The sequence below is a fragment of the Actinomadura hibisca NBRC 15177 genome (assembly GCF_001552635.1).
Lineage (GTDB): Bacteria > Actinomycetota > Actinomycetes > Streptosporangiales > Streptosporangiaceae > Spirillospora > Spirillospora hibisca.
Window position 1 is genome coordinate 38,388 of record NZ_BCRO01000051.1, and the last position, 24,568, is coordinate 62,955.

General features: G+C 71.5%; 29 protein-coding genes and 1 pseudogene. 11 read left to right on the forward strand and 19 right to left on the reverse strand.

Going from position 1 to position 24,568, the window contains the following annotated elements; genetic code table 11:
- Positions 1-131: 131 nt before the first annotated feature.
- The 4 genes from AH6_RS24170 to acs form a co-directional block, all read right to left on the reverse strand.
- Complete coding sequence (locus tag AH6_RS24170) at positions 132-584, reverse strand: DUF309 domain-containing protein (protein ID WP_067483702.1); 453 nt, start codon at positions 582-584, stop codon at positions 132-134.
- Positions 585-598: 14 nt separating this feature from the next.
- Positions 599-1,522, reverse strand: a complete 924-nt coding sequence (locus tag AH6_RS24175; protein ID WP_067483704.1) for an alpha/beta fold hydrolase — start codon at positions 1,520-1,522, stop codon at positions 599-601.
- Between the two features lie 7 nt (positions 1,523-1,529).
- Complete coding sequence (locus AH6_RS24180) at positions 1,530-1,961, reverse strand: phage holin family protein (protein ID WP_067483706.1); 432 nt, start codon at positions 1,959-1,961, stop codon at positions 1,530-1,532.
- Positions 1,962-2,436: 475 nt separating this feature from the next.
- The gene (acs, locus tag AH6_RS24185) at positions 2,437-4,404 is read right to left on the reverse strand and encodes an acetate--CoA ligase (RefSeq protein WP_067483708.1); all 1,968 of its coding nucleotides are present in this window, start codon (positions 4,402-4,404) and stop codon (positions 2,437-2,439) included.
- 238 nt (positions 4,405-4,642) lie between these two features.
- Here acs and AH6_RS24190 point away from each other — a divergent pair, with 238 nt between their 5' ends.
- The 9 genes and pseudogenes from AH6_RS24190 to AH6_RS24235 all read left to right on the forward strand — a co-directional run bounded on the left by AH6_RS24190 (position 4,643) and on the right by AH6_RS24235 (position 11,792).
- Entirely contained in the window at positions 4,643-5,431 is a 789-nt protein-coding gene (locus AH6_RS24190) for a Fic family protein (protein ID WP_067483710.1), read from the forward strand.
- Positions 5,432-5,495: 64 nt separating this feature from the next.
- Positions 5,496-6,116 carry a pentapeptide repeat-containing protein gene (locus AH6_RS24195; protein ID WP_067483711.1) on the forward strand — a complete coding sequence of 207 codons (621 nt, stop codon included), beginning with the start codon at positions 5,496-5,498 and terminating at the stop codon, positions 6,114-6,116.
- An 853-nt stretch (positions 6,117-6,969) separates the two neighbouring features.
- The gene (gene ssd, locus AH6_RS24200; RefSeq protein WP_067483713.1) at positions 6,970-8,028 is read left to right on the forward strand and encodes a septum site-determining protein Ssd; all 1,059 of its coding nucleotides are present in this window, start codon (positions 6,970-6,972) and stop codon (positions 8,026-8,028) included.
- Positions 8,029-8,251: 223 nt separating this feature from the next.
- Positions 8,252-9,073, forward strand: a pseudogene (locus tag AH6_RS42670) (TadA family conjugal transfer-associated ATPase); the annotation flags it as partial.
- A 145-nt stretch (positions 9,074-9,218) separates the two neighbouring features.
- Entirely contained in the window at positions 9,219-9,461 is a 243-nt protein-coding gene (locus AH6_RS24215; protein WP_067483723.1) for a hypothetical protein, read from the forward strand.
- Entirely contained in the window at positions 9,439-9,948 is a 510-nt protein-coding gene (locus AH6_RS24220) for a DUF6879 family protein (RefSeq protein ID WP_083983398.1), read from the forward strand. Before AH6_RS24215 ends, AH6_RS24220 begins: the two co-directional genes overlap by 23 nt.
- 8 nt (positions 9,949-9,956) lie before the next feature.
- The gene (locus AH6_RS24225) at positions 9,957-10,808 is read left to right on the forward strand and encodes a helix-turn-helix domain-containing protein (protein WP_067483730.1); all 852 of its coding nucleotides are present in this window, start codon (positions 9,957-9,959) and stop codon (positions 10,806-10,808) included.
- Between the two features lie 245 nt (positions 10,809-11,053).
- Positions 11,054-11,257 carry a hypothetical protein gene (locus AH6_RS24230; RefSeq protein WP_067483732.1) on the forward strand — a complete coding sequence of 68 codons (204 nt, stop codon included), beginning with the start codon at positions 11,054-11,056 and terminating at the stop codon, positions 11,255-11,257.
- Between the two features lie 214 nt (positions 11,258-11,471).
- The gene (locus tag AH6_RS24235) at positions 11,472-11,792 is read left to right on the forward strand and encodes a hypothetical protein (RefSeq protein WP_157431670.1); all 321 of its coding nucleotides are present in this window, start codon (positions 11,472-11,474) and stop codon (positions 11,790-11,792) included.
- A gap of 176 nt (positions 11,793-11,968) precedes the next feature.
- Here AH6_RS24235 and AH6_RS24240 read toward each other — a convergent pair whose 3' ends face one another.
- Positions 11,969-12,490, reverse strand: a complete 522-nt coding sequence (locus AH6_RS24240) for a hypothetical protein (RefSeq protein WP_067483736.1) — start codon at positions 12,488-12,490, stop codon at positions 11,969-11,971.
- A 71-nt stretch (positions 12,491-12,561) separates the two neighbouring features.
- Between AH6_RS24240 and AH6_RS24245 the strand changes: the two genes are divergently transcribed.
- Both AH6_RS24245 and AH6_RS24250 read left to right on the forward strand, forming a co-directional pair.
- The gene (locus AH6_RS24245) at positions 12,562-12,960 is read left to right on the forward strand and encodes a DUF6011 domain-containing protein (RefSeq protein WP_067483739.1); all 399 of its coding nucleotides are present in this window, start codon (positions 12,562-12,564) and stop codon (positions 12,958-12,960) included.
- 24 nt (positions 12,961-12,984) lie between these two features.
- Positions 12,985-13,179: a hypothetical protein gene (locus tag AH6_RS24250; protein ID WP_157431671.1), complete on the forward strand. Its 195-nt coding sequence runs from the start codon at positions 12,985-12,987 to the stop codon at positions 13,177-13,179.
- 110 nt (positions 13,180-13,289) lie between these two features.
- Here the strand turns inward: AH6_RS24250 and AH6_RS24255 are convergent, their stop codons facing one another.
- The 14 genes from AH6_RS24255 to AH6_RS24310 all read right to left on the reverse strand — a co-directional run bounded on the left by AH6_RS24255 (position 13,290) and on the right by AH6_RS24310 (position 24,561).
- On the reverse strand, positions 13,290-13,517 hold the full coding sequence (locus AH6_RS24255) for a hypothetical protein (RefSeq protein ID WP_067483747.1): 228 nt from the start codon (positions 13,515-13,517) through the stop codon (positions 13,290-13,292).
- A 2-nt stretch (positions 13,518-13,519) separates the two neighbouring features.
- Positions 13,520-13,744, reverse strand: a complete 225-nt coding sequence (locus tag AH6_RS24260) for a hypothetical protein (protein WP_067483749.1) — start codon at positions 13,742-13,744, stop codon at positions 13,520-13,522.
- 3 nt (positions 13,745-13,747) lie between these two features.
- Complete coding sequence (locus AH6_RS24265; RefSeq protein WP_067483751.1) at positions 13,748-14,575, reverse strand: peptidoglycan recognition protein family protein; 828 nt, start codon at positions 14,573-14,575, stop codon at positions 13,748-13,750.
- Positions 14,572-15,198: a collagen-like protein gene (locus AH6_RS42675; protein WP_083983399.1), complete on the reverse strand. Its 627-nt coding sequence runs from the start codon at positions 15,196-15,198 to the stop codon at positions 14,572-14,574. Before AH6_RS42675 ends, AH6_RS24265 begins: the two co-directional genes overlap by 4 nt.
- Positions 15,195-15,524 (reverse strand): hypothetical protein, encoded by a 330-nt coding sequence (locus tag AH6_RS24270; RefSeq protein ID WP_067483753.1) that lies wholly within the window; start codon positions 15,522-15,524, stop codon positions 15,195-15,197. The genes AH6_RS42675 and AH6_RS24270 overlap by 4 nt, the downstream gene beginning before the upstream one ends.
- Positions 15,525-16,091: a hypothetical protein gene (locus AH6_RS24275; protein ID WP_067483755.1), complete on the reverse strand. Its 567-nt coding sequence runs from the start codon at positions 16,089-16,091 to the stop codon at positions 15,525-15,527. It lies immediately after the preceding gene.
- The gene (locus AH6_RS24280; RefSeq protein ID WP_067483757.1) at positions 16,091-17,263 is read right to left on the reverse strand and encodes a hypothetical protein; all 1,173 of its coding nucleotides are present in this window, start codon (positions 17,261-17,263) and stop codon (positions 16,091-16,093) included. Before AH6_RS24280 ends, AH6_RS24275 begins: the two co-directional genes overlap by 1 nt.
- A gap of 4 nt (positions 17,264-17,267) precedes the next feature.
- Positions 17,268-19,904 (reverse strand): hypothetical protein, encoded by a 2,637-nt coding sequence (locus AH6_RS24285; protein ID WP_157431672.1) that lies wholly within the window; start codon positions 19,902-19,904, stop codon positions 17,268-17,270.
- Positions 19,901-22,324 (reverse strand): hypothetical protein, encoded by a 2,424-nt coding sequence (locus AH6_RS24290; protein WP_067483761.1) that lies wholly within the window; start codon positions 22,322-22,324, stop codon positions 19,901-19,903. Before AH6_RS24290 ends, AH6_RS24285 begins: the two co-directional genes overlap by 4 nt.
- The gene (locus AH6_RS24295) at positions 22,314-22,751 is read right to left on the reverse strand and encodes a phage virion morphogenesis protein (RefSeq protein ID WP_067483763.1); all 438 of its coding nucleotides are present in this window, start codon (positions 22,749-22,751) and stop codon (positions 22,314-22,316) included. Before AH6_RS24295 ends, AH6_RS24290 begins: the two co-directional genes overlap by 11 nt.
- Positions 22,705-22,860: a hypothetical protein gene (locus AH6_RS44000; RefSeq protein ID WP_157431673.1), complete on the reverse strand. Its 156-nt coding sequence runs from the start codon at positions 22,858-22,860 to the stop codon at positions 22,705-22,707. Before AH6_RS44000 ends, AH6_RS24295 begins: the two co-directional genes overlap by 47 nt.
- Positions 22,861-22,931: 71 nt before the next feature.
- Positions 22,932-23,315 (reverse strand): hypothetical protein, encoded by a 384-nt coding sequence (locus tag AH6_RS24300; protein ID WP_067483765.1) that lies wholly within the window; start codon positions 23,313-23,315, stop codon positions 22,932-22,934.
- Positions 23,316-23,341: 26 nt separating this feature from the next.
- Positions 23,342-24,325: a phage tail tube protein gene (locus AH6_RS24305; RefSeq protein ID WP_067483767.1), complete on the reverse strand. Its 984-nt coding sequence runs from the start codon at positions 24,323-24,325 to the stop codon at positions 23,342-23,344.
- On the reverse strand, positions 24,325-24,561 hold the full coding sequence (locus AH6_RS24310; protein WP_067483769.1) for a hypothetical protein: 237 nt from the start codon (positions 24,559-24,561) through the stop codon (positions 24,325-24,327). Before AH6_RS24310 ends, AH6_RS24305 begins: the two co-directional genes overlap by 1 nt.
- Positions 24,562-24,568 lie beyond the last annotated feature (7 nt).

Here is a 24,568-nt window from a genome sequence, read left to right on the forward strand (position 1 = left end):
ACGGGTGCACGTCCGCGCGGCAGCAAGTGCACGTCCGTGCGACGGCAAGCGCACGCTCGTGCGGCGCGGCAGCAGGTGCAACGTCCGCGCGACGCTGCGGCGGGTGCGTGTTCGCTGGCCGCTCCCGGCCGTCACAGCGGCAGGCGCACGTCCGTGTCCGGGGCCAGGTCCGTGCGGTCGTGCAGCTCGCGCGCGGTGCGGATCACGCCCGCCACGTCGATGCCGTGCGGCGCGTCGGCCGCGTACGGCTCCAGCCGGTCGGCCGCGCGGCCCAGCAGCGCCCGCGCCCCCCGCGCGTTGCCGCGCCGCACGTGGGTGATCCCGACCGCCACCTGCGCCAGCCCGCGCCACAACTCGCGTTCGGGCTCGGGCGCGGCCTTCCACACCGCCTCCAGCACTTCGTGGGCGTGGAACGGCCGGTCGGCCGCCAGCAGCCGGCGCGCCTCCGCCAGCGCCTCGTCCACCGGCAGCGTCAGGTCGTCGGGCATGGTCGGCACGCCCGCGGCCCCGCGCGGCAGCGGACGCCCGTACGCGTCGCGCGGGCGCGCGTTGCGGGCGCGGCCCGTCTCGTCCCGGTCTCGCACGCCTCCCACCGTAGCTACCGTTCCGGCTCGGGATCGGTCAGCCAGCCGATGAGCTGCGCGTCGAACGCGCGCGGCCGTTCCTGGTGCGGGAAGTGCCCCGCGCCCTCGATGAGCTTCCACCGGTAGGGCGCCGCCACGTAACGGCCCGAGCCCTGCGCGCTGCCCGGCAGCGTGCACGGATCCAGCGCGCCGTGCAGTTGCAGCGTCGGCGCGTGGATCGGGGCGCGCATGCGGTGCGCGTACCGGATGCCGTCCGGGCGCGGTTGCGACCGGATCAGCCACCGGTGGTACTCCATCGCCGAGTGCGCCACCCCCGGGATCTGCGCGGCCCGCCGGACGATCCGCTCGGTGCGCCCGTCCGGCCAGCCCGGCGCCGACCATTCGTGCAGCAGCTTGCCGACCAGCGCCGCGTCGTCGCGCACCAGCCGCCGCTCGGGCCACATCGGCACCTGGAAGCCGAAGGTGTGCCGCGCCGCCCACCCCTGGCGGCGCGGGTCGCCGCGCACCGCCTGCCGCAGCCGCAGCGGGTGCGGCGCCGACACCGGCGCCAGCCGCGCCACGACCTTGGGGTGGTAGACCGCCATCGTCCAGGCCAGCAGGCCGCCCCAGTCGTGCCCGACGACCACCGCGTTGGCCTCGCCGAGCGCGCGCACCAGCCCGGCGGCGTCCCCAGCCAGCGTCACCAGGTCGTACCCGCGCGGCGGCTTGTCGCTGCCGCCGTACCCGCGCAGGTCCACCGCGGCCGCGCGGAACCCCGCCGCCGCCAGCGACACCAGCTGGTTGTGCCAGGACCACCAGAACTGTGGGAAGCCGTGCAGCAACAGCACCAGCGGGCCCTCGCCGGCCTCGGCGACGTGGAACCGGGTGCCGCCGGCGCTGACCGCGCGGTGGGTCCAGGGGCCGTCCACCTCGACGGCCGACGCGTCGTACCCGGGCATCGCGTGCTCAGTCCGTGAGGGCGGGCGGGTCCGCGTCGCCGCGCTTGCGCAACATCGTCAGGTCGTCCTTGAGGGTCTTGCGGGTGCGCTTGGCGCCCTCGATCTTCTTCATCCGCAGGAAGCCGATCAGCAGCAGGACGGCGGCCAGCGCGGCGTAGACGGCCGACACGATGAGGAACGCCGCCCAGTGCCACACCCCCAGCGCGACCAGGCCGTAGGCGGCCGCGATCGACAGCAGGATGACGATCAGGCCGCCGATGAGCCCGGCGATGCTGAACATCACCCCGCCCAGCGCGGCCTTCTTGGCGTCGCCCTTCAGTTCCAGCTTGGCCAGTTCCATCTCGGCCCTGATCAGGCCGGAGACGTTGCTCGACGCCAGCGCGACCAGCTCGCCGAGGGACTTGTCCTCGATGCGTTCGCCCGGCAGTGCCTCGGACATATCGCTTTCTCCTTCCAGAGCCCCGGCCCTCCAGAGCCGATGCACAGCCTGGCAGGCGGGCGGTTCGTCCGGCCACCCGGTGTCCCACCGCCGCCCCGAAGGGTGCCGGGCGGCCGGTGGTGGCGGCCGCCGAGGCGATGAGGTTCGCGATCGGGACCGCTGCCGTCACTCTCTCGAATTGTGCGGAGTCGGTATAGGCCGAACCGCCGATCAACGGGGAAACGGTGGAATCGGCCCCGCGAGCATCGCGGCGCCCCGCCTTTCCCCGTCGGCGCGGTCCGTCCCCGAACGCCGCCGGGGACGCACACGAATTTACCGATCATCCGCGCGACGATCACGCTGAGGGTCGCCCGGCCGGTGAACGCGGCGTCCGGCACGCCCGCCCCGGACCGTACCCCGCATGATCTTCGGCCAAGCCCGGGAACGGCGCACGGCCCGTCCACAGCCTGTGGACGGGCCGTGCGCGCGACGAGGGTCAGTCGTCGGACTTGCGGTCCGCCTGCTTCTGCGAGATCAGGTCCATCACCGTGCTGTCGGCCAGCGTGGTGACGTCGCCGATGCTGCGGTTCTCGGCCACGTCCTTCAGCAGCCGCCGCATGATCTTGCCGGAGCGGGTCTTGGGCAGCTCCGGGACGATCATGATCTGGCGCGGCTTGGCGATCGGCCCCAGCGACTTCGCGACGTGGTCGCGGAGCTCCTTGGCGAAGTCGTCGCCCTCGACCTCCTCGCCGGCGCTGCCGCGCGGGATGACGAACGCCACGATGGCCTGCCCGGTCACCGGGTCGGTCGCGCCGACCACCGCCGCCTCGGCCACCTTCGGGTGCGACACCAGCGCCGACTCGACCTCGGTGGTGGAGATGTTGTGGCCCGACACCAGCATGACGTCGTCGACGCGGCCGAGCAGCCAGATGTCGCCGTCGTCGTCCTTCTTGGCGCCGTCGCCGGCGAAGTACATGCCCTCGAACCGCGACCAGTAGGTCTTGACGAACCGTTCGTCGTCGCCCCAGATGGTGCGCAACATCGACGGCCACGGCTCCTTCACCACCAGGAACCCGCCGCCGCCGTCGGGCACCGAGCGGCCCTGGTCGTCCACCACGTCGGCGGAGATCCCCGGCAGCGGCCGCATCGCCGCGCCCGGCTTGCCCGCGGTGACGCCCGGCAGCGGGCTGATCATGACGGCGCCGGTCTCGGTCTGCCACCAGGTGTCCACCACCGGGGTGCGGCCCGCGCCGATGTGCTCGCGGTACCAGACGTAGGCCTCGGGGTTGATCGGCTCGCCGACCGAGCCCAGCACCCGCAACGACGACAGGTCGTACTGCGCGGGGATGTCGTCGCCCCACTTCATGAAGGTGCGGATCGCGGTGGGCGCGGTGTAGAAGATCGTCACGCCGTACTTGGCGATGATCTCCCACCAGCGGCCCTTGTGCGGGGTGTCGGGGGTGCCCTCGTACATCACGCTGGTCGCGCCGTTGGCGAGCGGCCCGTACACGATGTAGGAGTGGCCGGTCACCCAGCCGATGTCGGCCGAGCACCAGTAGACGTCGGTCTCCGGCTTGAGGTCGAACACCGCGTCGTGGGTGTAGGCGACCTGCGTCAGGTAGCCGCCGGTGGTGTGCAGGATGCCCTTGGGCTTCCCGGTCGTGCCGGAGGTGTACAGGATGTACAGCGGGTGTTCGGCGTCGTGCGGCTCGGCGGCGTGCTCCTCGCTCTGCCGGTCGACGACCTCGTTCCACCACACGTCGCGCCCGTTCTCGGCGACCTCCTCGCCGGTGCGCCGCACGACCAGCACGTGCTCGACCGACGGGGTGCGCTCGACGGCCTCGTCCACGGTCGGCTTGAGCGCCGACGGCTTGCCGCGCCGGAACCCGCCGTCGGCGGTGATGACCAGCTTGGCCTGCGCGTCGTCGATGCGGGTGCGCAGCGCGTCGGCGGAGAACCCGCCGAACACCACCGAGTGCGTCGCGCCGATGCGGGCGCACGCCAGCATCGAGATCGGCAGCTCGGGGATCATCGGCAGGTAGATCGCGACGCGGTCGCCCTTGCGCACGCCCAGCTCCAGCAGGGCGTTGGCGGCCTTGTTGACCTCGCGCTGGAGGTCGGCGTAGGTCAGCGTGCGGGTGTCGCCGGGCTCGCCCTCCCAGTGGTAGGCGATCCGGGCGCCCAGGCCGGCCTCGACGTGCCGGTCCACGCAGTTGTAGGCCACGTTCAGCTCGCCGCCCACGAACCACTTGGCGAACGGCGGGTCGCTCCAGTCCAGGACCTCGTCCCACCGCTTGGCCCACGACAGCCGCTCGGCCTGCTTCTCCCAGTAGCCCAGACGGTCGGCGGCGGCCTCCTCGTACGCGTCGGCGGTGACGTTCGCTGACTCGGCGAGCTCGGCCGGCGGGGGGAAGCGTCGGCTCTCCTTGAGGAGGTTCGACAGTGTCTCTTGGCTCTCGCTCACGCGTGCTCCTTGCTCAAACGAAAGAGGGGGCTCCCGGGTAAAACCCACTTCACCAGGGGATCTAGCAACTCGGCAAGCGATCCCTGACGGTGGGGACGGGCACGACGGGCGCTCCCGGCTCTTGTCCGGATGCTATGTGATGCCTGACACAGCAGCTCTTCCCAGGTCGTGCGCGCGGGACACCAACCGGCCGCCCCGCGGTCGGAGCGGTCGGGCCGACCGCATAAGGTCGGGCTTCGTGACCGATGCCCTTGCCCAAGTCGCCAGCCTCCCCGGCGTCGCCGACGCGGTCGCCGACGCGCGCAAGGCGGTGGACCGCCTGCTGGGCCACCGCATCCTGCGGCGGCGCAGCGCCGAGGTGTCCACCGAGTCCGCGCTGCGCGGGGCCCGCGCCTCGGCGGTCCTGGAAGGCGCCACGGTCACCCTGGACGAGCTGCGTTCCACCGAGCACCCGACCGATCCGGTCGTGCAGGGCGCTTTGCGGGTGTCGGCCGAGCTCGGTTCCCTGGCGGAGACCTGGCGGCAGGCGCCTCGGCAGGTCCTGGCCCGGCTGCACGTGCTGGTGGCCGCCGACGCCGTGGACAGCGCCGACCTGGGCCGTCCGCGCGCGGACGCCAAGTCCGAAGACCCGCTGGGGCTGGGCGCTCCGCCGTCCCCGGAGGAGGTCGCCGCGCGCCTGGACGCGCTGAGCGGGTTGCTCACCGCGCAGACCAAGGCCCCGGCGCTGGTCGTCGCGGCCATCGTGCACGGCGAGTTGCTGACGCTGCGGCCGTTCGGCTGGGGCGACGGCATCGTCGCGCGCGCCGCGCAGCGCCTCACGCTGGTCGCGCGTGGCCTGGACCCCAAGTCGCTGACGGCCCCTGAGGTCGGCCACGCCGAACTCTCCGACGACTACGCCGCCGCCATCCGCGCCTACGCGTCCGGCACTCCCGAGGGCGTCGCGACCTGGGTCGGGCACTGCGCCGCCGCCACCGCCGCGGCCGCCCGCGACTCCCAGGCCATCTGCGAAGCCTTCATGCGCGGCTGACGTTCCCGCCGAATGTCGGAGGCTGCGGCTAGCGTCGTGGCCATGGACCCGTCACGAGGTGCAGATGGCTGATCGCGTGGGCGGCAGGCCCGCCCATCCCACCGAGACCACCGTCCGTTCTGCGGACTGGGACTCGCGCGACCTGACGGGCGAGGAGCACGAGGCCGTGCTGTTCGTCGACGTGGACATGACCGAGGCGAGCGGCAAGGGCGCGGTGTTCTCCGGCTGCACCTTCCGGGGCGTGCGGTTCAATGTGTCCTCGTACACCGATTCGGCATTCCTGAACTGCACGTTCGTGCGTTGCGGATTCTTCGACGCGACGTTCAGCGGGTGCAAGTTCGTGGGCAGCATGTTCGACGGGTGCAGCTACGACCTGATGAAGGTCGAGGGCGGCGACTGGTCGTTCGCGGGACTGCCCGGCGCCGACCTGCGGCGCGCGTCGTTCAGCGGCGTGCGGCTGCGCGAGGCCGACCTGATCGGGGCGCGCTGCGCCGGAGCCGTGCTGCGCGAGGTGGATCTGTCGGGCGCGATGCTGCACCAGGCCGACTTCTCGGGCTGCGACCTGCGAGGTAGTGAAATCTCCTCCGTCGACCCGTACACGGTGACGTTGCGCGGCGCGGTGATCGACCCGTATCAGGCCGTCGTGCTGGCGACCTCGCTCGGCCTGGACGTGCGCGCGGACTGAGCCCGCCGGACACAGCGAGCGGCGCCCCTCACGTCGTGGAGAGCGCCGCCGCTAGTCACGTCACACCGGGTTACCAAGCGTGCACCTCATATTCGTCGGACCGGGTCAAGCCCGTCTCGACGCGCCTCCCGCGGCTGGTCGCGCGTGGGTACACCGGCTGCCGTGCTCGGACACTGGGTCCTTAGGACCTGTCTACGCCTCATTTGCGCAGATGACAAGCCCTCCATTCGTAAAGGAAGGGACGCCGGGGGCGATACGCGTGGGTAACGGACGGGCCGTGCCGCGGCGTCCCCGGCCTTCTCCGCACGCTGGAACGCGCCATTCCCGCGAAGATCCGCGCTCCCGCATTTGATCACTCTGCGTGATCATTTCTTTTTCTCGGGCGCCCGAACAAAGATCTTTAGATCTTCGGTACGGTCCCTCTCCCGTCCGGTTGCGCCCGGCCGTCCCGGCCGCCGCGGCGTGGAAGTGTGGCATCTTCGCAACCAGGTGAGAAAAAACCTCACCCGCCAGGTGACTTTCCGACTCGACGGAAGTCTCGACGATCGGGCAGCATATGTTGTATCTGCCTACACTGGAGGCAGCGGCTTTGCTTCTCCTATAGATCGAACTGGCCTCGCGGCCGCGTGCGATCGTCCTGAGACTTTCCTGGGAAAACGGGCCGGCTCTACCCCCCCGGAGCCGGACCGTACGGCGACCCCCGCTCTCCCCCCCGGCGGGGGTCGCCCAGACCAAGGTTCGGGCGGCGGCCTCCACGGCCGCCGCCCGAAGTTATCCACAGGCTGGGGAATCCCCTTCCCCTTCCGGCCCCGCCCCGCGCATCGTGGAGGTACCAGACCCCACGGGAGGCGCGATGACCAGCGCGGCAATGATCGTCACCACCGACCCGGCGCTCGCCGACGACCTGCTCCGGCTCGCCGCCGCGGCGGCCGTGCGCGCCGACGTCGCCCAGAGCGCGGCCCAGGCCCGCACCGGCTGGTACTCGCGGCCGCTGGTCCTGGTCGGCCCGGACCTGGCCGGCGACATCGCGGCCGAGGGCTTACCGCGCCGCCCCGGCGTCGTCCTGGTCACCGGCCCCGACGCGCCGCCGGACGTGCACCGCCGCGCCCTGGAGGCCGGCGCCCAGGACCTGGCCGTCCTGCCCGCCGAGGAGCCGTGGCTGATCGACGCCCTGGCCACCGCCGCCGAGCCGCCGGGCCGCGCGACCACGGTGTGCTTCCGGGGAGCCAGGGGCGGCGTGGGCACCAGCGTCCTCGCGGCGACCTTCGCGCTGACGGCGGCCCGCGCGGGCCTGCGCACCCTGCTGGTCGACGGCGACCCGGCCGGCGGCGGGCTCGACCTGCTGCTGGGCATCGAGGACGCCGAGGGGGCGCGCTGGCCGGAGTTCGCCGAACGGCGCGGCCGGCTGAGCCCGGCGACCCTGCGCGACGCCCTCCCGCGCCTGGACGACCTGGCCGTCCTGTCGTGGCGGCAGGGAATGCCCGTCCCGGTCACGGAGGAGGGGGCGCTGACCGTCCTGGGGGCGGCATCGAAGGGCTTCGACCTGGTCGTGGCGGACGTGCCGAAGAACGCGGACACGCTGGGGAGCACCCTCCTGCGCGCGGCGGACGTGGGGTTCCTACTGGTCCCCTACGAGATACGCCCGACCGTGGCGGCGTCCTCGCTGCGCGACGCCCCCGCCGACCTGCGCCTGATCGCGACGGGCCCGTCGCCGGGCGGCCTGACGTCGGAGGTCCTGACCCAGGCGCTCGAACTGCCGCTGGCGGGAGTGCTGGAGCGCGACCGACGCATACCGACGGCACTGGAAGAGGCCGACATACGACGCGCGACCCGGCGGGGTCCCGTCCCGGCACTGTGCGGCCGCCTGCTGAAGACGCTTCCTTTCGCCCAACCGCAAAGCGAAGCGGCCTGAACAAGCCCTGAGCGGAAAGCCATTCTCGGCGCCCCAGGTCTGTTGCGCAATGCAAACAAAAGCCGAAGAAGCCCTTCCGCATGCCCAAAACGCACCAAATCCGAATAAACACCCCTATTCCGACAAAACAAGTCGACATCCCTCAGCGCAACACCGTCCACAACGGCAACTTCCGGACTGCGGCGCGCACCGGCCGACCGGCGAACCCCCGAAAGGAAGCGGCATGAAACGACTCTCCGAAGCAGTCCGTGGACGCCTGGCCGACGCGGGAGAAGAAGCGACGGCGGGCCGGGTGGCGGCGGCGCTGCGCGCGGAGGAACGCCTGCTGGGCGACAGCGAGGTCCTCGACATGGCCGACGAGTTACGGGCCGAATTCGTGGGCGCGGGCCCCCTGGATCCCCTCCTCCGTGAACCAGACATCACAGACGTGCTGGTGAACGGTCCCAACGAGGTGTGGGTGGACGCGGGCGCAGGCTTGATCCGCACTTCCGTCCGCTTCTCCGACGAGACGACCCTGCGCCGCCTGGCCCAGCGCCTGACGGCCGCAGCCGGACGACGGCTGGACGACGCGGCCCCCTACGCGGACGCGCGCCTGCTCGGCGGCGTGCGCCTGCACGCGGTGCTGCCGCCGATCGCGGCGAACGGCACGTGCCTGTCGCTGCGCCTGCCCCGCCGCCGCGCCTTCACCCTCGACGAACTGGTGGAGGCGCGCACGATCCCGCCGGAGGGCGCGTCCCTCCTGGCCGCCCTGATCGAGGCCCGGTCCGCCTTCCTGATCTCAGGCGGTACGGGCACGGGCAAGACGACCATGCTGAGCTGCATGTTGTCGCTGGCGGACCAGGGCGAACGCCTGGTCCTGGTGGAGGATTCGGCGGAACTGCGCCCCGACCACCCCCACGTGATCCGGCTGGAGTCACGACCGCCGAACGTCGAAGGCGCGGGCGGCGTGACCCTGCACGAGCTGGTCCGGCAAGCCCTGCGCATGAGACCCGACCGCCTGGTGGTGGGAGAAGTACGCGGAAGCGAAGTCACCACTCTCATGAGCAAGAATGCACCTATACATTGGAGGGTAACTAGATCGCCACATCTACCTCACCAGTCGCGTTCGTGCCGCGGGTGCTTGACCTGTCGGCCGCGCATGAGTCAGGGTCGGTCTGCTGCACAGTCCTGCACATCTCCAGGAGGTTTCGGTGGCCATTCGCTTTGTGGGGATCGACCCCGAAACGCCCGGCGGGAACTGCCCGGCTGTGTACGTGGACGACGCGACCGGCGACCTGCTGATCCAGGGCTGGACGATCACCGACCTCGCCGAGCTGGCGGCGATGGCCGAGCACAGCCCGCTCCTGCCGAACGAGACGATCGTGCGTCTCCCGGCCCGGATGCTCGGCATCGTGCGAGAGGCGTGCGAGCGTGCCAGCGCCTTCGTTCGATGAGCTGTTCGGCGCATGCCAGCACAGCGCCGTCCATCTAGAGATGCGCGACGCCTACACGCCCGAAGACCCGGTCTTCCAGGACTGGCAGGCCGGTAAGCGGATCGACATCCGCGAGTCGTGGGGCGAGTGGTTCGACCTGGTGGCCGCGACGACGGCGCGTGGCGTGCGGGTGCGGCGGGCCCGGATCGTGTCCGAGCCCGTCACCGACTTCGTCCGGTACGAGCACGAGCTGACCGAGGGCCTGAACCTCGCTGCGGGCGAAGAGGTGCGATGGTTGCCGCGGCGTCGCGCGAGCGACCTGTTGCTCCCGGGGAACGACTTCTGGGTGTTCGACAACGCGCGCGTGCGGTTCGGGTATTTCGCCGGTGACGGCCGGTATCTCGATGACGAGATGGTGGATGACTCGCGGGTCGTGCAGGGGTGTGCGGCCTCGTTCGATGCGGTGTGGGAGCGGGCCGTGCCGCATGAGGACTACCGGCTGACCTGACCTGTGTCATGTCGAGTCCGTCCTCCAGCGCCCAGCACGCGCGGCAGGCCCTCGCCGACCGGCTCCGGGAGTTGCGCGTTGCGGCCGAGCTGACCGGGATCGAGCTGGCGGAGCGGTGCGGGTGGCATCGTACGAAGGTGTCCAAGCTGGAGCACGCGGCGACGTCGCCGACCGCAGGCGATATCCGGGCCTGGTGCAGCGCGTGCGGCGTGCCCCAACTCGGGGACGAGCTGGTCGCCGAGCGGCACGCGGCGGACTCGCTGTGGCTGGACTGGCGCCGCATGGAGCGGAACGGGCTCCGGCACGCACAGGAGTCCGTCCGGGAGTTGTACGAGCGCACGCGGCTGCTCCGCGTCTACTCGCCGGTGATGATCCCCGGCCCTGTGCAGACCGGCCCCTACATCCGGGCCGTGTTGCAGGCGATCCGTGCCCGTCGCGCCATCGAGGTGGACGACGTGGACGAGGCGGTCGCCGAGCGCATCGACCGGCAGCACGCGGTCTTGCAGGGGCCCGGACAGGTCGTGGTCCTGGTGGAGGAGGCGGCGCTGCGGTACCGGATCGGCGGTGCGGAGGTGATGGCTGGCCAGCTCGGTCATCTGTTGTCGGCGGCGTCGTTGCCGACGTTGTCCCTTGGGGTGATTCCACTGGATGCGGATCGTACGACGCATTGGCCGGTGGAGATGTTCTTCATGTTCGATGACGTGCAGGTGAACGTGGAATTGGTGAGCGGATTCTTGACGATCACCGACCCTCGGGAGATCGCTATGTACGAGTCTGCCGTTACTGAACTGGCGGCAACGGCGGTGTATGGAAGAACGGCCCGCGCTCGGATTATGGCGGCCATCGACGCCCTGGCATAGCAATACTGCACACCTGGATAAACCTGCTGCACACTCGTGCACACCTATAGCGGGTAGGTGTCCGGCGTCCTTACCGTCGCAGATGTGGGCGCGGACCAGCCACTCGTTCCCGTGTGGTCCGATCCTGAGAGCCGCCGACGCAGGGCTCTCGTTGGGTCCGCGCTCACCCGAAACGTCAGACGGCCCCGGGCCAGCGTTCGCGCGCTGGTGGTTCCGGGGCCTCGGCCGGAGGGTGAATCCGACCTATGCGCACGGTAACCGACTCTGATCGGGTCGAGCAGCAGAAGCTACGGGAAGAGTTCCCCGACTGGTCGATCATCATCACCGACCGGGACCGTTGGTGGGCGACGCGCGGGCCGCTGCCCCGCGACCAGGCGGGCGAGGTCGCCGACCTTGAAGACGACACCGCTGACGGGCTGCGTATCAAGCTTCAGGCAGTGACCCAATGAACTCCGCGGTCCCGGTCAGCGGGCGCGCACCGGGACCGCGGGCACGACGTCGGACGGCCGCCGGGCAGTACGTGGCCCGTGCCTGCTCAGCGCGCCGTCCGACTCCAACCCGCAGGGCGGCCAACATCCGGCCCTGCGGCAGGGGGGACCCCGCGCGGCCGACACCGACCCCCGTCGGGCGTCGGCCGCGCGGGACGCACACAAGGAGGACGTTGTGAGCGGTGTTCATGAGCGGCCTCCGCATCACCGCGAGTTGATCACCAGGCACTGCATCTCCAACTGCGGGTGGCTGACGCAGGGGCTCGACGACGGGCGGGTGACGTTCCTGCCTCCGGAGCTGGCGTGGCCGCCCGGGGTGCCGATGCCGGTGCTGGAGCACCGGCGGCGCGGCGACGGCGGCGTGCCGTGGTGGTACTGGGCGGTGCCGGGCGAGGAGGCCGTCCCGATCTGCCCGGCCAACCGCGGGGACCTGGCGGTGACGAAGCTGGACGAGCTGCTCACCGCGCACCGGGCGTGGCGACCCGCGCCTTCCTGACCGGGGGGTGGCGGCGCGAGATCCCCCGACGCCCGCCCCGCCGCCCTCCACCAGACGTCGCATGGCTGCCCGCCCGGGTCATCCGGACTGATCACCCGGAGCCTGACCGGCGGGGGCCATGCGACCCAGACGCGGGCGCGTCGGTCGGCATCGCGGGTCCGGCCGGCGCGCCCGCTCTATTCGTCCGCGTCGTCGCGCTCGGCGGCGGCCTGGCGCGCGGCGTCGTACGCCTCGCCCATGGTCGCGTCCGGGTGCTGCTGGAGGTGCTGGGCGACGAGCCGGGCGACCTCGTCCACCTCGATCCCGTGCTCGTCGCCTAGGGCGTCGGCGACGTCGTGGAGGCCCGGGTCGTCCAGGACGCGGGCGGCGATGTCCTCGCCGAACGCGGCGGCCAGGACGGGCCGGTAGCGGTCGATGCGGGCGTTGGTCCGCGCGCGGACGTAGGAGTCGGTGATCTCTGTCATGTCTTGGAGGAACTGCTCGCTGGCGGTTTTCGCGGAGGGGATGCCGTTTTCGCGGGCGAGGCGGCGCAGGTGCTCGCGGGAGTAGCCGGTGAGCTGGGCGACGGTGGCCTGTTTGACGCCGGAGTTGGGGTACAAGGCGATGAGGATCGCCTCGTGGAGGTCGGTTTCGGCTTGCTGGTGGGTGTGGACGGCGTCGCGGAGCCACTGTTCGACGCTGGGTGTCTTCTTCGCCATGACCCCATCATGCCACATGTGTTGGCCAACTCTCTTGCCATATGCCAACTCATGTGGCCATAATGGTTGGCATGACGAAGACGGCGAAGCCCCAGACGGCCACCTGCAAGCGCTGCCACGCCACCCTCCGCAGCGCCCGCAGCGTGACCCGCGGCTACGGCGACCACTGCTGGACGATGCAGCAGCGCGAGACCGCCGTCGCTCGTCTGAGCCGCGCCTTCAAGGGGGCCGAGAAGACCCGCCGCGACGCGCTGGAGCTGCTGGAGGACCAGGCGCTCGTCCCCACCCGCCACGACGGCCAGTTCCTCGCGGTCAGCAGCGACGGGGACACGGTCTACCTGGTGGACACGGTCGAGCGGTCGTGCACCTGCAAGGGCCACGGCCGGACCGGACGCTGCTACCACCTGGTCGCCGCCGACACCGTCGAGATCACCACCACCCCGGCGCGCGAGTTCGCGCTCGCCGCCTGATCAGCCACCTACTAGGGAGAACGCGTGACTGCCATGACCAGCGAGAAGCCCACCGCCCCCCTCCTCTTCGGCACCCTCACCGACACCGAGCTGGAGGCCCTCATCGCCATGCTCACCTCCTCCCTCACTCACATCGGCTGGTGCCTCGCCGACGCCGAGGACGGCGACGACACCACCGCCTGGTCGGCGATCTACCTGGAGATCGACGCCCTGATCTGACGCCCTGCGGGGCCCGCTCCGGCGGGCCCCGCCCGGCACGGGGAGTAGCAGACGCAACGAACGCCCCCGCCCCTCCATCGCGGAGGAGCGGGGGCGTTCTGCTGGTCGGGTTACCGGCCGTACGAGCCGTCCCGCGCGGGCGTGCGCGGGGTGTGCTTGGCCAGCCACCCGGCCACGCCGGTCAGCGCGGTCGTGATGACGCCGACGATCGCGGCCTGGAGGATGTCGGCCAGCCCGGCGAGCGCGGGCACCTTCACCACCAGCAGGCCGACGACGAACGACGCGACGGCGGCGGCGGTGGTCGCGGCCGTCACCTTCTTCTCCACGGGTGCGGACATGGTCACTCCTTCGGGGGCAGCGCTGCGCGGACGAAGCAGTCCTTCGCCTCCAGCAGCTTGCGGAGCCCGGCCGTCAGCTCGGGGCCGTCGGGCAGGGCGCGGATCATCTCCTCCGCCAGCTCCCCGCACGGGCGGGACACGGCCTGGAGGTGCTCGGGGAGGTGGTCGTACTCGAAGTGGCGGGCGAGGTGCTGCGTGCCCGGGTGCCGGTCGGTGAGGTCCTGCACGGTCTACTCCTTCGGGGTGTTGAGGCGGACGGCGAGCTGGTCCACGACCTGACCCGCCAGCTCCGCCGGGATCGCGGCCGCGATGCGCTCCGGCGTCAGGTCGGCCAGCACCAGGCGCGCGACCTCGGCCTCGTCCACGTCCGGCGACTGCCGCGCGAGCTGGGCGAGCGTGGCCTTGACCTGCTGCACCGAGCTGTAGGCGTCGCGCAGGATGTTCACGTGCCGCCACGTCGGGTTGTCCTTGGCCGCGGTGCCGGGCGCCGGGGCGGTGTCGGTGTTCCACACGATGTCGCGGATCTTCTTGAGATCGGCGTCGGACAGGGGCATGTCGTCGTCCTCCTGGGGGTTGCCGGTGAGGCTGCCGTCGCGGACCATCCCGTAGAGGATGGAGCCGGGGCAGCTAGTGGAGATGAAGTCGCGGTGGCCTCTGACGGCCCCGGCGACGCCCTTGCCGCGCAGCCACGCGCGCAGCTCCTTGAACGCGGCGACCTGCTCGGCGGTCGGGCGCTCGGCGTCGCCGGACATGAACGTCACGCTCGTCCACGTGTTGTTGCCGCCGGGCTGCGCGGCCTGCACGCGGCCGAAACCGCGACCCTCCAGGACGACGCCATGCGGGCAGACCGCGAACGAGTACCCGATGTCGGCCCAGTTGCGCGACGGGCCCATGTGGAACTTGCGGGTGTTGCGCCAGTAGGTGCGGCACGCGTCATGGCCCTTACCTGCGAGTCCCTGGTTCGACCCGTCGTAGTGGACGACCAGGCCGTCCCGGCAGGGCGCGGCGGCTGCGGCGCTCGGCGGCCAGCCGAACACCGACCTGTTCTCCAGCTTCATGGGCTGTCCTCTCGCACGCAGTACGCAGCGTCGCGCGGCCCGTCGGGCGTGACGACGCTGCCGGTCTCCACTCGATAGCCGTCCGGGCACGACGGGCCCGGCGGTCCCTGCTCCCCGCGCGGGCCCTGCTCGCCGACCGGGCCGCGCTCGCCCGCCGGACCCTGCTGCCCGGGAGAGCCGTCCTTGCCCCCCGCGCCGTCCTTGCCCGGCTGACCGGCCGTCCCCGACGGACCCACCCGGCCCGGCGCGCCGGTCGTCCCTGGCCGCCCGGGAGCACCTGCTCCTCCGCGCGCGCCCGGAGCGCCAGTCGCACCCGCCGGCCCCCGCCCGCCCGGCTGCCCCGACGGGCCCGGCGACCCGGGACTCCCCGGGCTGCCCGTCGCGCCGGGCGGGCCCGGTGGCGGCGACACCTTCGGCACCCCGCCGAGCTGCCGAACCTGATCGGCGAGCACCCGGTTGTCCGCGCGCGCGGACACCGCGTCCGCCCGAATTGCGCGGTTGTCGGTCTGGAGATCCCGGACCGCCGACCAGGACCAGACGGCCAGCACCAGGAACACGCCGACCACGACGACGACGCCGGCGTTCCGGCGCACGCCCCGCCGCACCTGCTGCGCATCAGTCATTTGCCGCCGCCGCTCTTGAGCTGGAGCAGGATCGTGATGAGGAACAGCGCGGACGGGATGACCCCGGAGTAGATCGCCGTGCGCCAGGACGTGCCCTGCCGGTCGTTCTGCCGGTCGAGCTGGTCGCGGATGTCCTTGTCGCCGTCCTTGCGGGCCTGGCGCTCGTCGGCGACATCGCGCTCCAGTTCGGCGAACCGCCGCTCGGTCTCCGCACGGTCACGGGTGTGCAGATCGACGGGGACCAGGCGGAGGCCCATGTCGCCGAGATGCTGCTCGATACGGTCCAGGCGCCGCACCACCTCGCCCATGCTCCAGTCATTGGTCATCTACACCCCGTCCCAGACGAGTTCGATCCGGCACTCCTGGCCGGGCGTGGTGTCCACGGCCGTGATCGTGGACTCGTCGGAGTAGTAGAGGATCAGCTCGATGCGGTCGCCAGCGGACGCGTACACCCGCCACGTTGCCGAGCAGACCTTGAGCCCGCCGAACGCCACGAACGGTTCCGGCCCTTCCCACCCGGCCAACCCCGCGCCGGTGTGCGATGCGCCGTTGACGGCGATGGATGGGATCAGCACCAGGCCGGCCGCGCCGCCGCCGGAGATGCTGACCGCGCCGGTCACCAGCCACCAGCCCGACCACCCGGCGGGGACGGTGTACCGGGTCGGCTGCCCGCTGCTCCATCCGCCGTGCGAGTCCTCGTCCACCCCGCTGGAGTTCCACGCGACGGCCTGGTTGACGGCCTCGGTGACGGTCAGGCCGGTGGTGCGGCGGGCCCGGAACCGCGGCGGCGACAGCAGCGCCGTCAACGGATCGCGAATCCACGCGTTGAACCGGGCGGGCAGCGACCCGACCGGCGCGCCCGGCACGAACACCGGGACCTGCGGGACCGGCATTAGAGGCTCTGCCAGACCGCGATCAGCCGGGAGTGGTCCCCGGCCCCGCCCTTCACCGACAGGGCCGACCCCTGGTTCTGCTGCATCTGCAACTCCACATAGTCGCCCGCGTTCATGCGGATCAGCGCGGTCGCGGACACCGCCGTGCCGCTGGTGGACACCGCCGCCGGGACGGTGCTCGTCCCGGTGTAGGCGGTGGTGCCGTTGACCAGCAGCCGCGCCGCGCGCCAGCCCGCGCTGGACGACGGTTCGCCGACCGCCGCCAGGCCGTGCACGAAGTACAAGCCCGCCCGCTGGCACGTGTAGCGGGTGTTGTTCGTCGTGTTGTCGTGGCCGCCGTAGTTGTCGATGTGCTCGCCGATCATCTGAATCGACGTCCACCCCGACGCGTTCGAGGGGATGGTCTGGGTGGTGCCGATCGAGTTGAGGCGGGCGGCCGGCGGGTAGCGCAGGAACCGCAGCACGTCGTTGACGTGCCGGTTCAGCGGGACCTTGGTGTAGGGGCCGACGGTGCCGGTGGAGTCGGCGGTGAGCAGGTCGTTGGCCGTCCACGTGCGCGGCAGCGCGGGCAGCGGAACGACGGTGCCGGTCGCTGAGCACGCCCACCGCAACGTCAGGCTCGGGCACTTGGTACCGGTGCTAGTGGCCACCGTCGCCCCGGTGTCCTGCCACGCCATCAGCTCGACGTACTGGTCCACGGCCAGGTGCAGCAGGTCCACCACAAGCATGTCGGTCGCGTGCCCGGCCCCCCCGGTGATCTTCATGCCCTCGTAGACCGTGCCGCCGTTCAGGCGGATCCCCGCGACGTGGACGCGGTTGCCGTTGGTGGCGACCATCGGCACGTACCCCGTGCACAGATACCAGTCGCCGCTGTTGGCGGTCTGCGACGCAGCCCACCGCGGCTTGTTCGCGGAGTCGCTGTGCCCGCCGACCGCGTCGATGATCTCGGTCAGCGGCAGCGGCGTCCACGTGCTGGTGGGGACGTTGACCGCGCCGGTGCACAGCCCTTGAAACAGCGGCCGCGACCGGTGGAACAACACCGCGCCGGAGACGTCCGACTCCAGATACCGGGCATCGACGGGCGACCCGAGCCCCCCGGCGCCCTGCTCCGACCAGTCGGCGGGCTCGGTCGGCTCCAGCGTCGGGAACCCCGACGGCAGGGTGTATCTCACGGGCTCACCATCCGATCGTGGAGTTGCCGAGCACGCCCTTGACGGGGTCGCCGAGCACCAGCACCTGCGGAGGCGCGGGCGCCAGCGTCAACGCGACGCTCGCGCGGGTCTGCCCGGTGCCGGAGGTGATGTCGTGGGACACCGTCATGACGCGGCACTGCGCCGTCACCGCGGGCTGCCCCAGCGGCCGCCGCACCACGGTGATGAGGTCGCCGACCTCCACGCCCAGCACCAGCGGCCACGCCGCCGGGTACCGGGCCGCGTCCACGACCACCTGCTCCCACCGGTGCCTCGGCGTTTTGTGGACGGCGAGCAGCCACTCGGCGAGCCCCCACGCGGCTTGCGGGCTGTACAGCGAGGTGTTCCGCTCCAGCGGCCGGGCCCCGTACCGGGAGATGCTGTCGGGGTCGGCGGCGATGTGCGTGCGGGGCGCGATGGCGGTGACGGCGTACTCGTTGTCGTTGTTGAGCGTCACCGAGTTGTACAGGTGGGTGAGGTCGTAGTCGGGCGCGGCGTCGGCCTGGAACGGAATCTCCCCGGCGCCGGTGTTGTCGCCCAGGACCCACCGGACCGGCTGGCGGTGCATGAACCGCTGGGACATCACGCGCAGGTATCCGGCGCCGTCGGCGAACACGAGCCCGTTCTCGGTCTCCATCATGTCGCCTAGCGTCTGCGCCAGGGCTCCGCCCGATGCGGTGTCGCGGGAGTGCTGTGCGTCGCCGAACATCAAGGTGCGGGGGACGTCTGATCCGGTGATGGCCAGCCAGCGCTGGGCCCGCTGGTGCACGGCCTCGTCGTCGGCCCACGCATTGCGGGCGTCCACGCCCAGCTCTTGCAGTTCGGCGTCGCTCAGCCACCGGTCGTACACCGCCAGATGGGCGTGGCTCGCGTTCAGCGAGTTGCCGTTCCAGAACGCGTCAGCCTCACCGCCGAAGCTGATCGAGTCGAAGCCGTCCACCAGGTCAGCGGACCCGGCCACGAACAGCGTGGGGTCCTGGAGGGTGACCCGCCACGAGGTGCGGGTCAACCGCAGGCTCCACGGCGACCAGTCCCCGACCACGAACCCCTGGATCGAGTACGTCGTGGTCGCCGCGTGGGTGTCCTTGTCCCAGACGGTGACCGCCACCGTCATGCCCGACAGCCACACCTTGATGACGCTGCCCTGGCCCGCGCCGCCGCCGGGGTCGAGGTTCCGCAGGATGCACAGCGTGCCGTCGGGCGCGGCCGCGTCCGGGCGCAGCATCCCGCAGATCGTGATGCCGCCGGAGATCGCCGGGAACGCGCGGTCCTCAGCGATCAGCGCGTACCCCTTGTCGGTGTCCCCACCGGCCAGGCCCGACTGCTGCCACCCGGAGCCGGGGTCGCCGTAGATGCGGGTCTGCCAGTGCCCGTCGCTGTCGGTGGAAGCCCCGAACTCGGCCTTGCCGTTCGCGCCGGACCCGTACTTGCTGCGCGCCAGCGTCGCAACCGCTTGGGAGCGGCCCGCCACGTTGAGGGCGCTGGGCGACCCGGCCGGGTCACTGAGCGGCCAGTACGCGTAGGGGCGGCGGCGCAGGATCTCCCCGCGCAGCGGCGTCGGGAGCGTCGCCACCAGAGTTGCGATCGCGTCCACGCCGGAGGCGTCCACGTAGCCGTGGTGCGGAGTGACCCACCGCCGCCGCCACCGCTCAACCCACCCGGCGCTGACCGGGTAGATCTTGCCCTGCCACGCCATGAGGAGCTGGTACGGCGTGTAGATGTCCAGGGCGCCGCCGGGCGTGGGGGTGGCCCCGTTGTCGAAGTTCCGCAGGGTTATCTGCGCTTCACCGGCCTGCGGGCGGCCCAACTCGTACTGCACACCCCGCCCCGCGCGCAGCCCCTCGAACCGGCCCGTGTGGTTGGTCCAGTTCACGCGCGTGAGCGGCGTCTCCAGCCCGACCGTGTGCCCGAGCTGGAGACGCGTCGCCGGCCAGTTCGCGTTCGGCTGCGGCCACGGCGTCCCGGTCTCGCGGATCGCGACGACCAGGCCCGTCCAGCCCACCGCGGAAGCAGTGGACCACGTCGCGGTCTGCGCTGCGGAGGTGGCCCGGCACGCCACCGACAGGCGCAGGTCCGGGCCGTCGGGGGCACCGCGCGACACCTGCGACAGCGCACCCCACCCCGTCCCGGGCGGCGTCACGGCGAGGCCTGCGTTGCTGGTGGCGGCGGCCGCGATGACCAGGGAGTTCGCGCCGGGGGCGGGCAGGTTCACCGAGAGACCCGTCGCTGATCCGGCGCTGCCGGGCGTCGCGCTGACGACGTCCACGAACCCGTTGGTGAACCCGCTGATCTCGATCACCTGGAGCGCGACCGAGCCGACGTCGTCGGCGGCCAGGTGCGACACGGCGGCGTAGATGACGTTCATGGCCCACGGCGCGTACTGCACGCGCGGGCACACCCACACCTCCACGCGGGTCGTGGTGGCCTGGTGGTAGGTGGAGCCGCACAGCGTCCACCAGTTGCGGGCCAGGTCGCCGATGGACGCCAGCGGGAGAGTCCCGTCCCAGAACCGGTAGGTGATGACCGCGATCAGCCAGTTGTCGGGGTTGGGTGCGATCGTGAGGTTGAGGTCCTCGCGGCCCCCGGCGGTGTCCCAGTACTGCACGATGTTCAGGGCCATCATCGACCTCCGAACTGCGCCAAGCCGGGATTCCTCACGTTGCGTTGTGCGGCCTGGCGCTGCACGACGTCGAGCAGCTCGCCAGCGGCCCACACCGACCCGGCGACGTGGAAGTGGTTCTCCACGCGGTTGACCGTTGCGGCGGCGGGCTGCCGGGCGAGCGGCGCGTAGGTCTTACGCGGCGGCGTGGGGAACTGGCCGGTCGCCGGGGTGAGCTTGGGGCCGCTGGTGGCCTTCTCCCACCCGACCGGGCCGGGCCCGGTCGCCGTGCCCCACCCGGCCTTCTTCAACTCGACCGCCCGGCCCTTGGCGGCGTTGATGGCCTCCAGCACCGGCCGGTACACCCGCGTGGAGGCCGCATTGATCACGAACTCCTTGTTACTCAGCCGCGCGAGGATCGAGTCCGACGTGGTCGTGCCGGGCCCGCGCACGTACCCGCCGCCCGGATAGCCGACCGGGCCGCCACCGGCGTAGCCGACCAGGCCGCCCTGCGCGTGTCCGCGAGTGCCCAGAACGATGCCGCCGACCCCGGCGAGGATGCCGCCGATCCGCTGCGCGAAGCTGCGGATCTGCGCCTCTGCGCTGCTGGTCTGCGCGGTGACCTTGACGTTCTTCTTCGGCGGGATCTTGTCGGCTGAGTGCTTGACGCCCATGAGCTTGTTCGCGAGGTCCTTCGCCTCGCGCTTGGAGTAGCCCATGCTGACCGCAGCGTCGATGATCTTCTTGCGGGCCGACGCCATGAACTTGCCGACATCGTTCGCCGACCGGCCGTTGTCGCGCATCGCGATCGCGTTCTGATGCGCGGCCTTGGCCATGGACGTCAGGGCCTGCTCGTTCTCGATGCCCTTGGCCGAATTGAACCCGTGGGCCTTGCCGTTCTCCTTGATCGTCTTGGTCAGATCGATCACGGCCTGGCCGTACTGCGCCGCCGCCTCCCGCGAGGTCAGCGTCTTGCCGGTGAGCGAGTCGAGCGCCTGCTTGAGCTGCTCCGCCGACTTGCGGGCGAGCTGCATGAGCTGCTGGTTGGTGGACAGCTCACCCGACGCCGACCCCACCGCAGGCACCAGCCGCTGCTGCACCGACGCGGCCACGGACCCGGCGGCGGCGGCGACGTCGCTGCTTTCCTTCTTCCACAGCTTGGAGACGTCCACGAACCGGCTGACGCCGTCCACGACCATGCCGATCGGCCCGGCCAGGTACACCAGCAGCATCCGGCCGATCTCGGTGATCACCGGGATGACCGGTCCGAGCGCGTCGGTCACATCGGACCACGACCCCGAAAAAACGTTGATCACGGGGTAGAGGTCCATCAGGACGCCCGCGAGCATCCCCGCGACCCGCACGATCGCCGAAATGTCCTTGAGGAAGTTCGCGAATTCCTGCGGGTTGCGCTGGACGGCCTCCGAGATCGAGATCAGCCCGTCAGCGACGTTCTTGAGGACGACATCCATCGCCGGGCCCAGGTGCATGATGACGCCCTGGAAGGAGCGGGTGAAGGACGTCAGGACGGGGCGCAGGCGCAGCAGGGCGCGCGCGAACTCGCCGACGAACAGCTGAACAGCAGGCGCGAGTTCCCGGAAGCTGTCGCGGACGGTGGGCCCGAACGCGTCGAACGTCTGCCGCCCGACGCGGACGACCTCGCGGAGCGTGCCCTCGAAAGGCTTCGCCCACTGCTTGGCCTCGGAGACGACATGCTTCTTGAGGCCGGAGAACTCCCGCTTGATCTCCTGGTTTTTGGCGGCGACCGCGAGGCCAACCGCCGCCAGCGCGCCGCCGATCGCCAGCACCGTCGCGCCGCCAGCCACGGTCGCCAGCACCGGCAGCGCCAGCAGCATCGGCCCGATGCCGCCGAGCCCGGCCGCCGCCTTGTCTTTGATCGACCCGAAGCTGAACCGCGCGGCCCGCTCGATCTCCCGAAAGGAATCGTCTCCGTCGTCGCCGAGGTCACCGAACTGCTGGCGCAGCCGGGCGATCAGCAGGTTGTGCTGCTCGATGTCCCCGCTGGCGCGGAGCTGCGCGAGGCGCTGCGCCGCTGCTGCTTTCGCGGCCTCCCGGGCGAGTTCCCGGTACTGCTCGGCCTCCTGGTCCACCGCGCGGGCCTGCGCGCGCGCCGCCCGGGAGGCGGCCATCTGGGCGCGCTCCAGGTCGCGCTGCGCCTCCGCGGCGGCCTGCGCGGCGCGGGCCGCGTTGCCCTGCCCGGCTGCGAGCTTGCGGGCCTCCTCCGCCGCGCGCCGCTGCGACCGGGCCGCGCGCTCCCCGGCCTCCTGCGCGGCGTGGCCCATCCGCTGCGCGGCCTCGCGCGCGTCGGCGTTCTGCTCGCCGAAGTGGTCGGCCTGCCGGGCAGCGCGCTCCAGGTCCTGCACGTAGGAGCCGACGTCAGCGACGAACCGCTCCACGACGTCGGGCAGGTTGCTACCGGCCATGGACTGCCCTCCAGAACGCCGCCACCGCAGCCTCGGTCGCACGGCCGGACTCGCGCACCTCGCGGACCGCTGGCCGCATGTAGGGGCGCGGCGGGATCACCGTCATGTGGTTGCGGCCGGTGACGCCGCCGAGTTCCTGGATGCGCGCGTACACCACGCCGTCGGGGCCTGCCGCTGCCATCCACCGGCCCGCGCCGATCTGCCGCGCGGAGGTGACGGTCACCTTGTCCCGCAACCTGCCGGAGATTTTGGCGGGCGGTTGGCCGGGCGGCGACGGGGTGGGGGTGCGCGGGGCGTGGGAGCGGCGGGCCAGGGTGCGGCGGATCTCGTCCCGGCCCGCCTTCGCCATGGCGAGCGCGGCGGCCTGCCCGCCCTCGCGCTCAGCCCGCCGCGCCATCTCCCGCAGTCGGTTCCCGTTGCTGCTCATCCTGGACCTCCCGCATGACGTTGAGGACAGGAATCAGCCAGTCGAACAGCCAGGCGGGGACCTCATCGACTTCGCGCGGCGTCCACCCGAACAGCTCGGCGAACTGCACATACGTCAGCGCATCCAGCGCGCGGGCTGACGGCTCATGCCCGGGGATCTCGCGGCCGCGGAGGTGGTTTTTCAGTCGGAGGAGCTGTCGCCACTGTGGGACTCCTTCGTCCCGTCGCCGTCCTTCGCCCTGGAAAAACCCACCTCCTCCCAGTGGTCCTCGGTTGCGTCCACGAGCTTCTTGTAGGCGCTGTTGGGCAGGAACTGGAGCTTGTCGGCGACGCCCTTGGGGAGCGGCTGGTCGAACGACCACCCCTCGATGAGGTGGGCGATGAGGGTGTCCCGGATGCGGGCCATGCCCGCCGGGGAGAAGTCGCCCGACAGCTTGCCCTTGGCGTCGGCGCTCGGCATGAGCCGCAGCACTGCCACCGAGACCCGGCGGGGCATCTCATCGACGTCGGTGATCTCGGCCCACCGCTCGGAGCCGTCCTTGTTGGTGCCCAGATCGACGCGCATGGTTCGTCGGTCCTCTCTCTTGTTGATCAGGCGTAGGTGGTGACCGTGTTCTTGACCACGGCCTTGATCGGGGACAGGCCGCCCGACGCGGACGCGTCGGTGCTGTTGGCCATGGCCTTGAACGACACGTCGTAGCCGAGCAGCGTGTCGCGCTTCATCGGGGCCTCCTGGTAGGCGGCCTTGGTCATCGTGAGCGCCACCTCCCGCAGCGCACCCGCCGCGCCGCCGTTGGACACGGTCAGCACCAGGGCGGGCTGCTGGTTGGTGAGCAGGCCCGTGATGAGCGGCGACTCGTCCAACGCGATCAGCGTCAGCTTCCCGGACACCTTGAGGGGGCCGCGGGCGATCGTGTACGGAGCCTGCGTGCCGTCGGCGGTGTGCATCACCGCAAGCTCACGCTCGATGCTGACCGACCACTCCGACAGGTTCGGGGCGGCGACCCCAGCAATCGTCAGACCGGACCGCCACGCCGGGATGATCTGCTCGGTCGTGGGGGTGAGCGTCATCGCCGACCCGGCCGCCGACGACGGGTAGGCGGTGCCCTTGGCCTGCACCTCGAACAGGCCCTCCGCGTTGCCCGACAGGGTCAGCTCCGACAGGCACGTGTGCGGGTACACGCGCGCGCCCGTCGTCGCGGTGAGCTGCTGGGAGTCGATCATCGTGTGCGTCGGAGGCTGCCCCGACCCGCTGTTCAGCAGGCCGAACGTGTGCGGAAACACCCCGGACACGGCCGCGCCCACGGCGTAGTCGCCGAGGATGTTGTGCAGCAGGTCGCCCAGCGAGTCCACGAACCCCGGCCCGGACATGTCCACCTCGGCGACGGCCGGGCCCGCGACGGTCCCGTACTCCGACGCCATCGACGCCCGGTAGCCCTCATCGGTGAGGAAGTCCACCTTGTCGGAGGCGTCGAACTTGCTCCACGGCGGGAACCGGGACGCGTTGACGGCCAGGCCGGGCGAGTTCTCCCGACCGATCCCGAACGCGGACCGGGCTCCAGGCATGACCGGCATCAGCCGTTCTCCTTCGTGCTCTGCCGCTCCTTGGGCGCGGGCTTCCAGCAGTCGTCAGGCGGCACCGGCAGCCGCGCGGGGACGTGCTCGCCGTCCGGGCCAGGCCGGGTCACGCCCGCCGCCGGGGCGATGTCGTAGACGCGGCCCGGCTCAGCGACCAGCGTCGAACCGCGCTCGACGTCGATGTACTCGACGTAGGTGGCGGCATGCTCGCCGCCGTAGGTGAATCTGGGCATCAGCCCT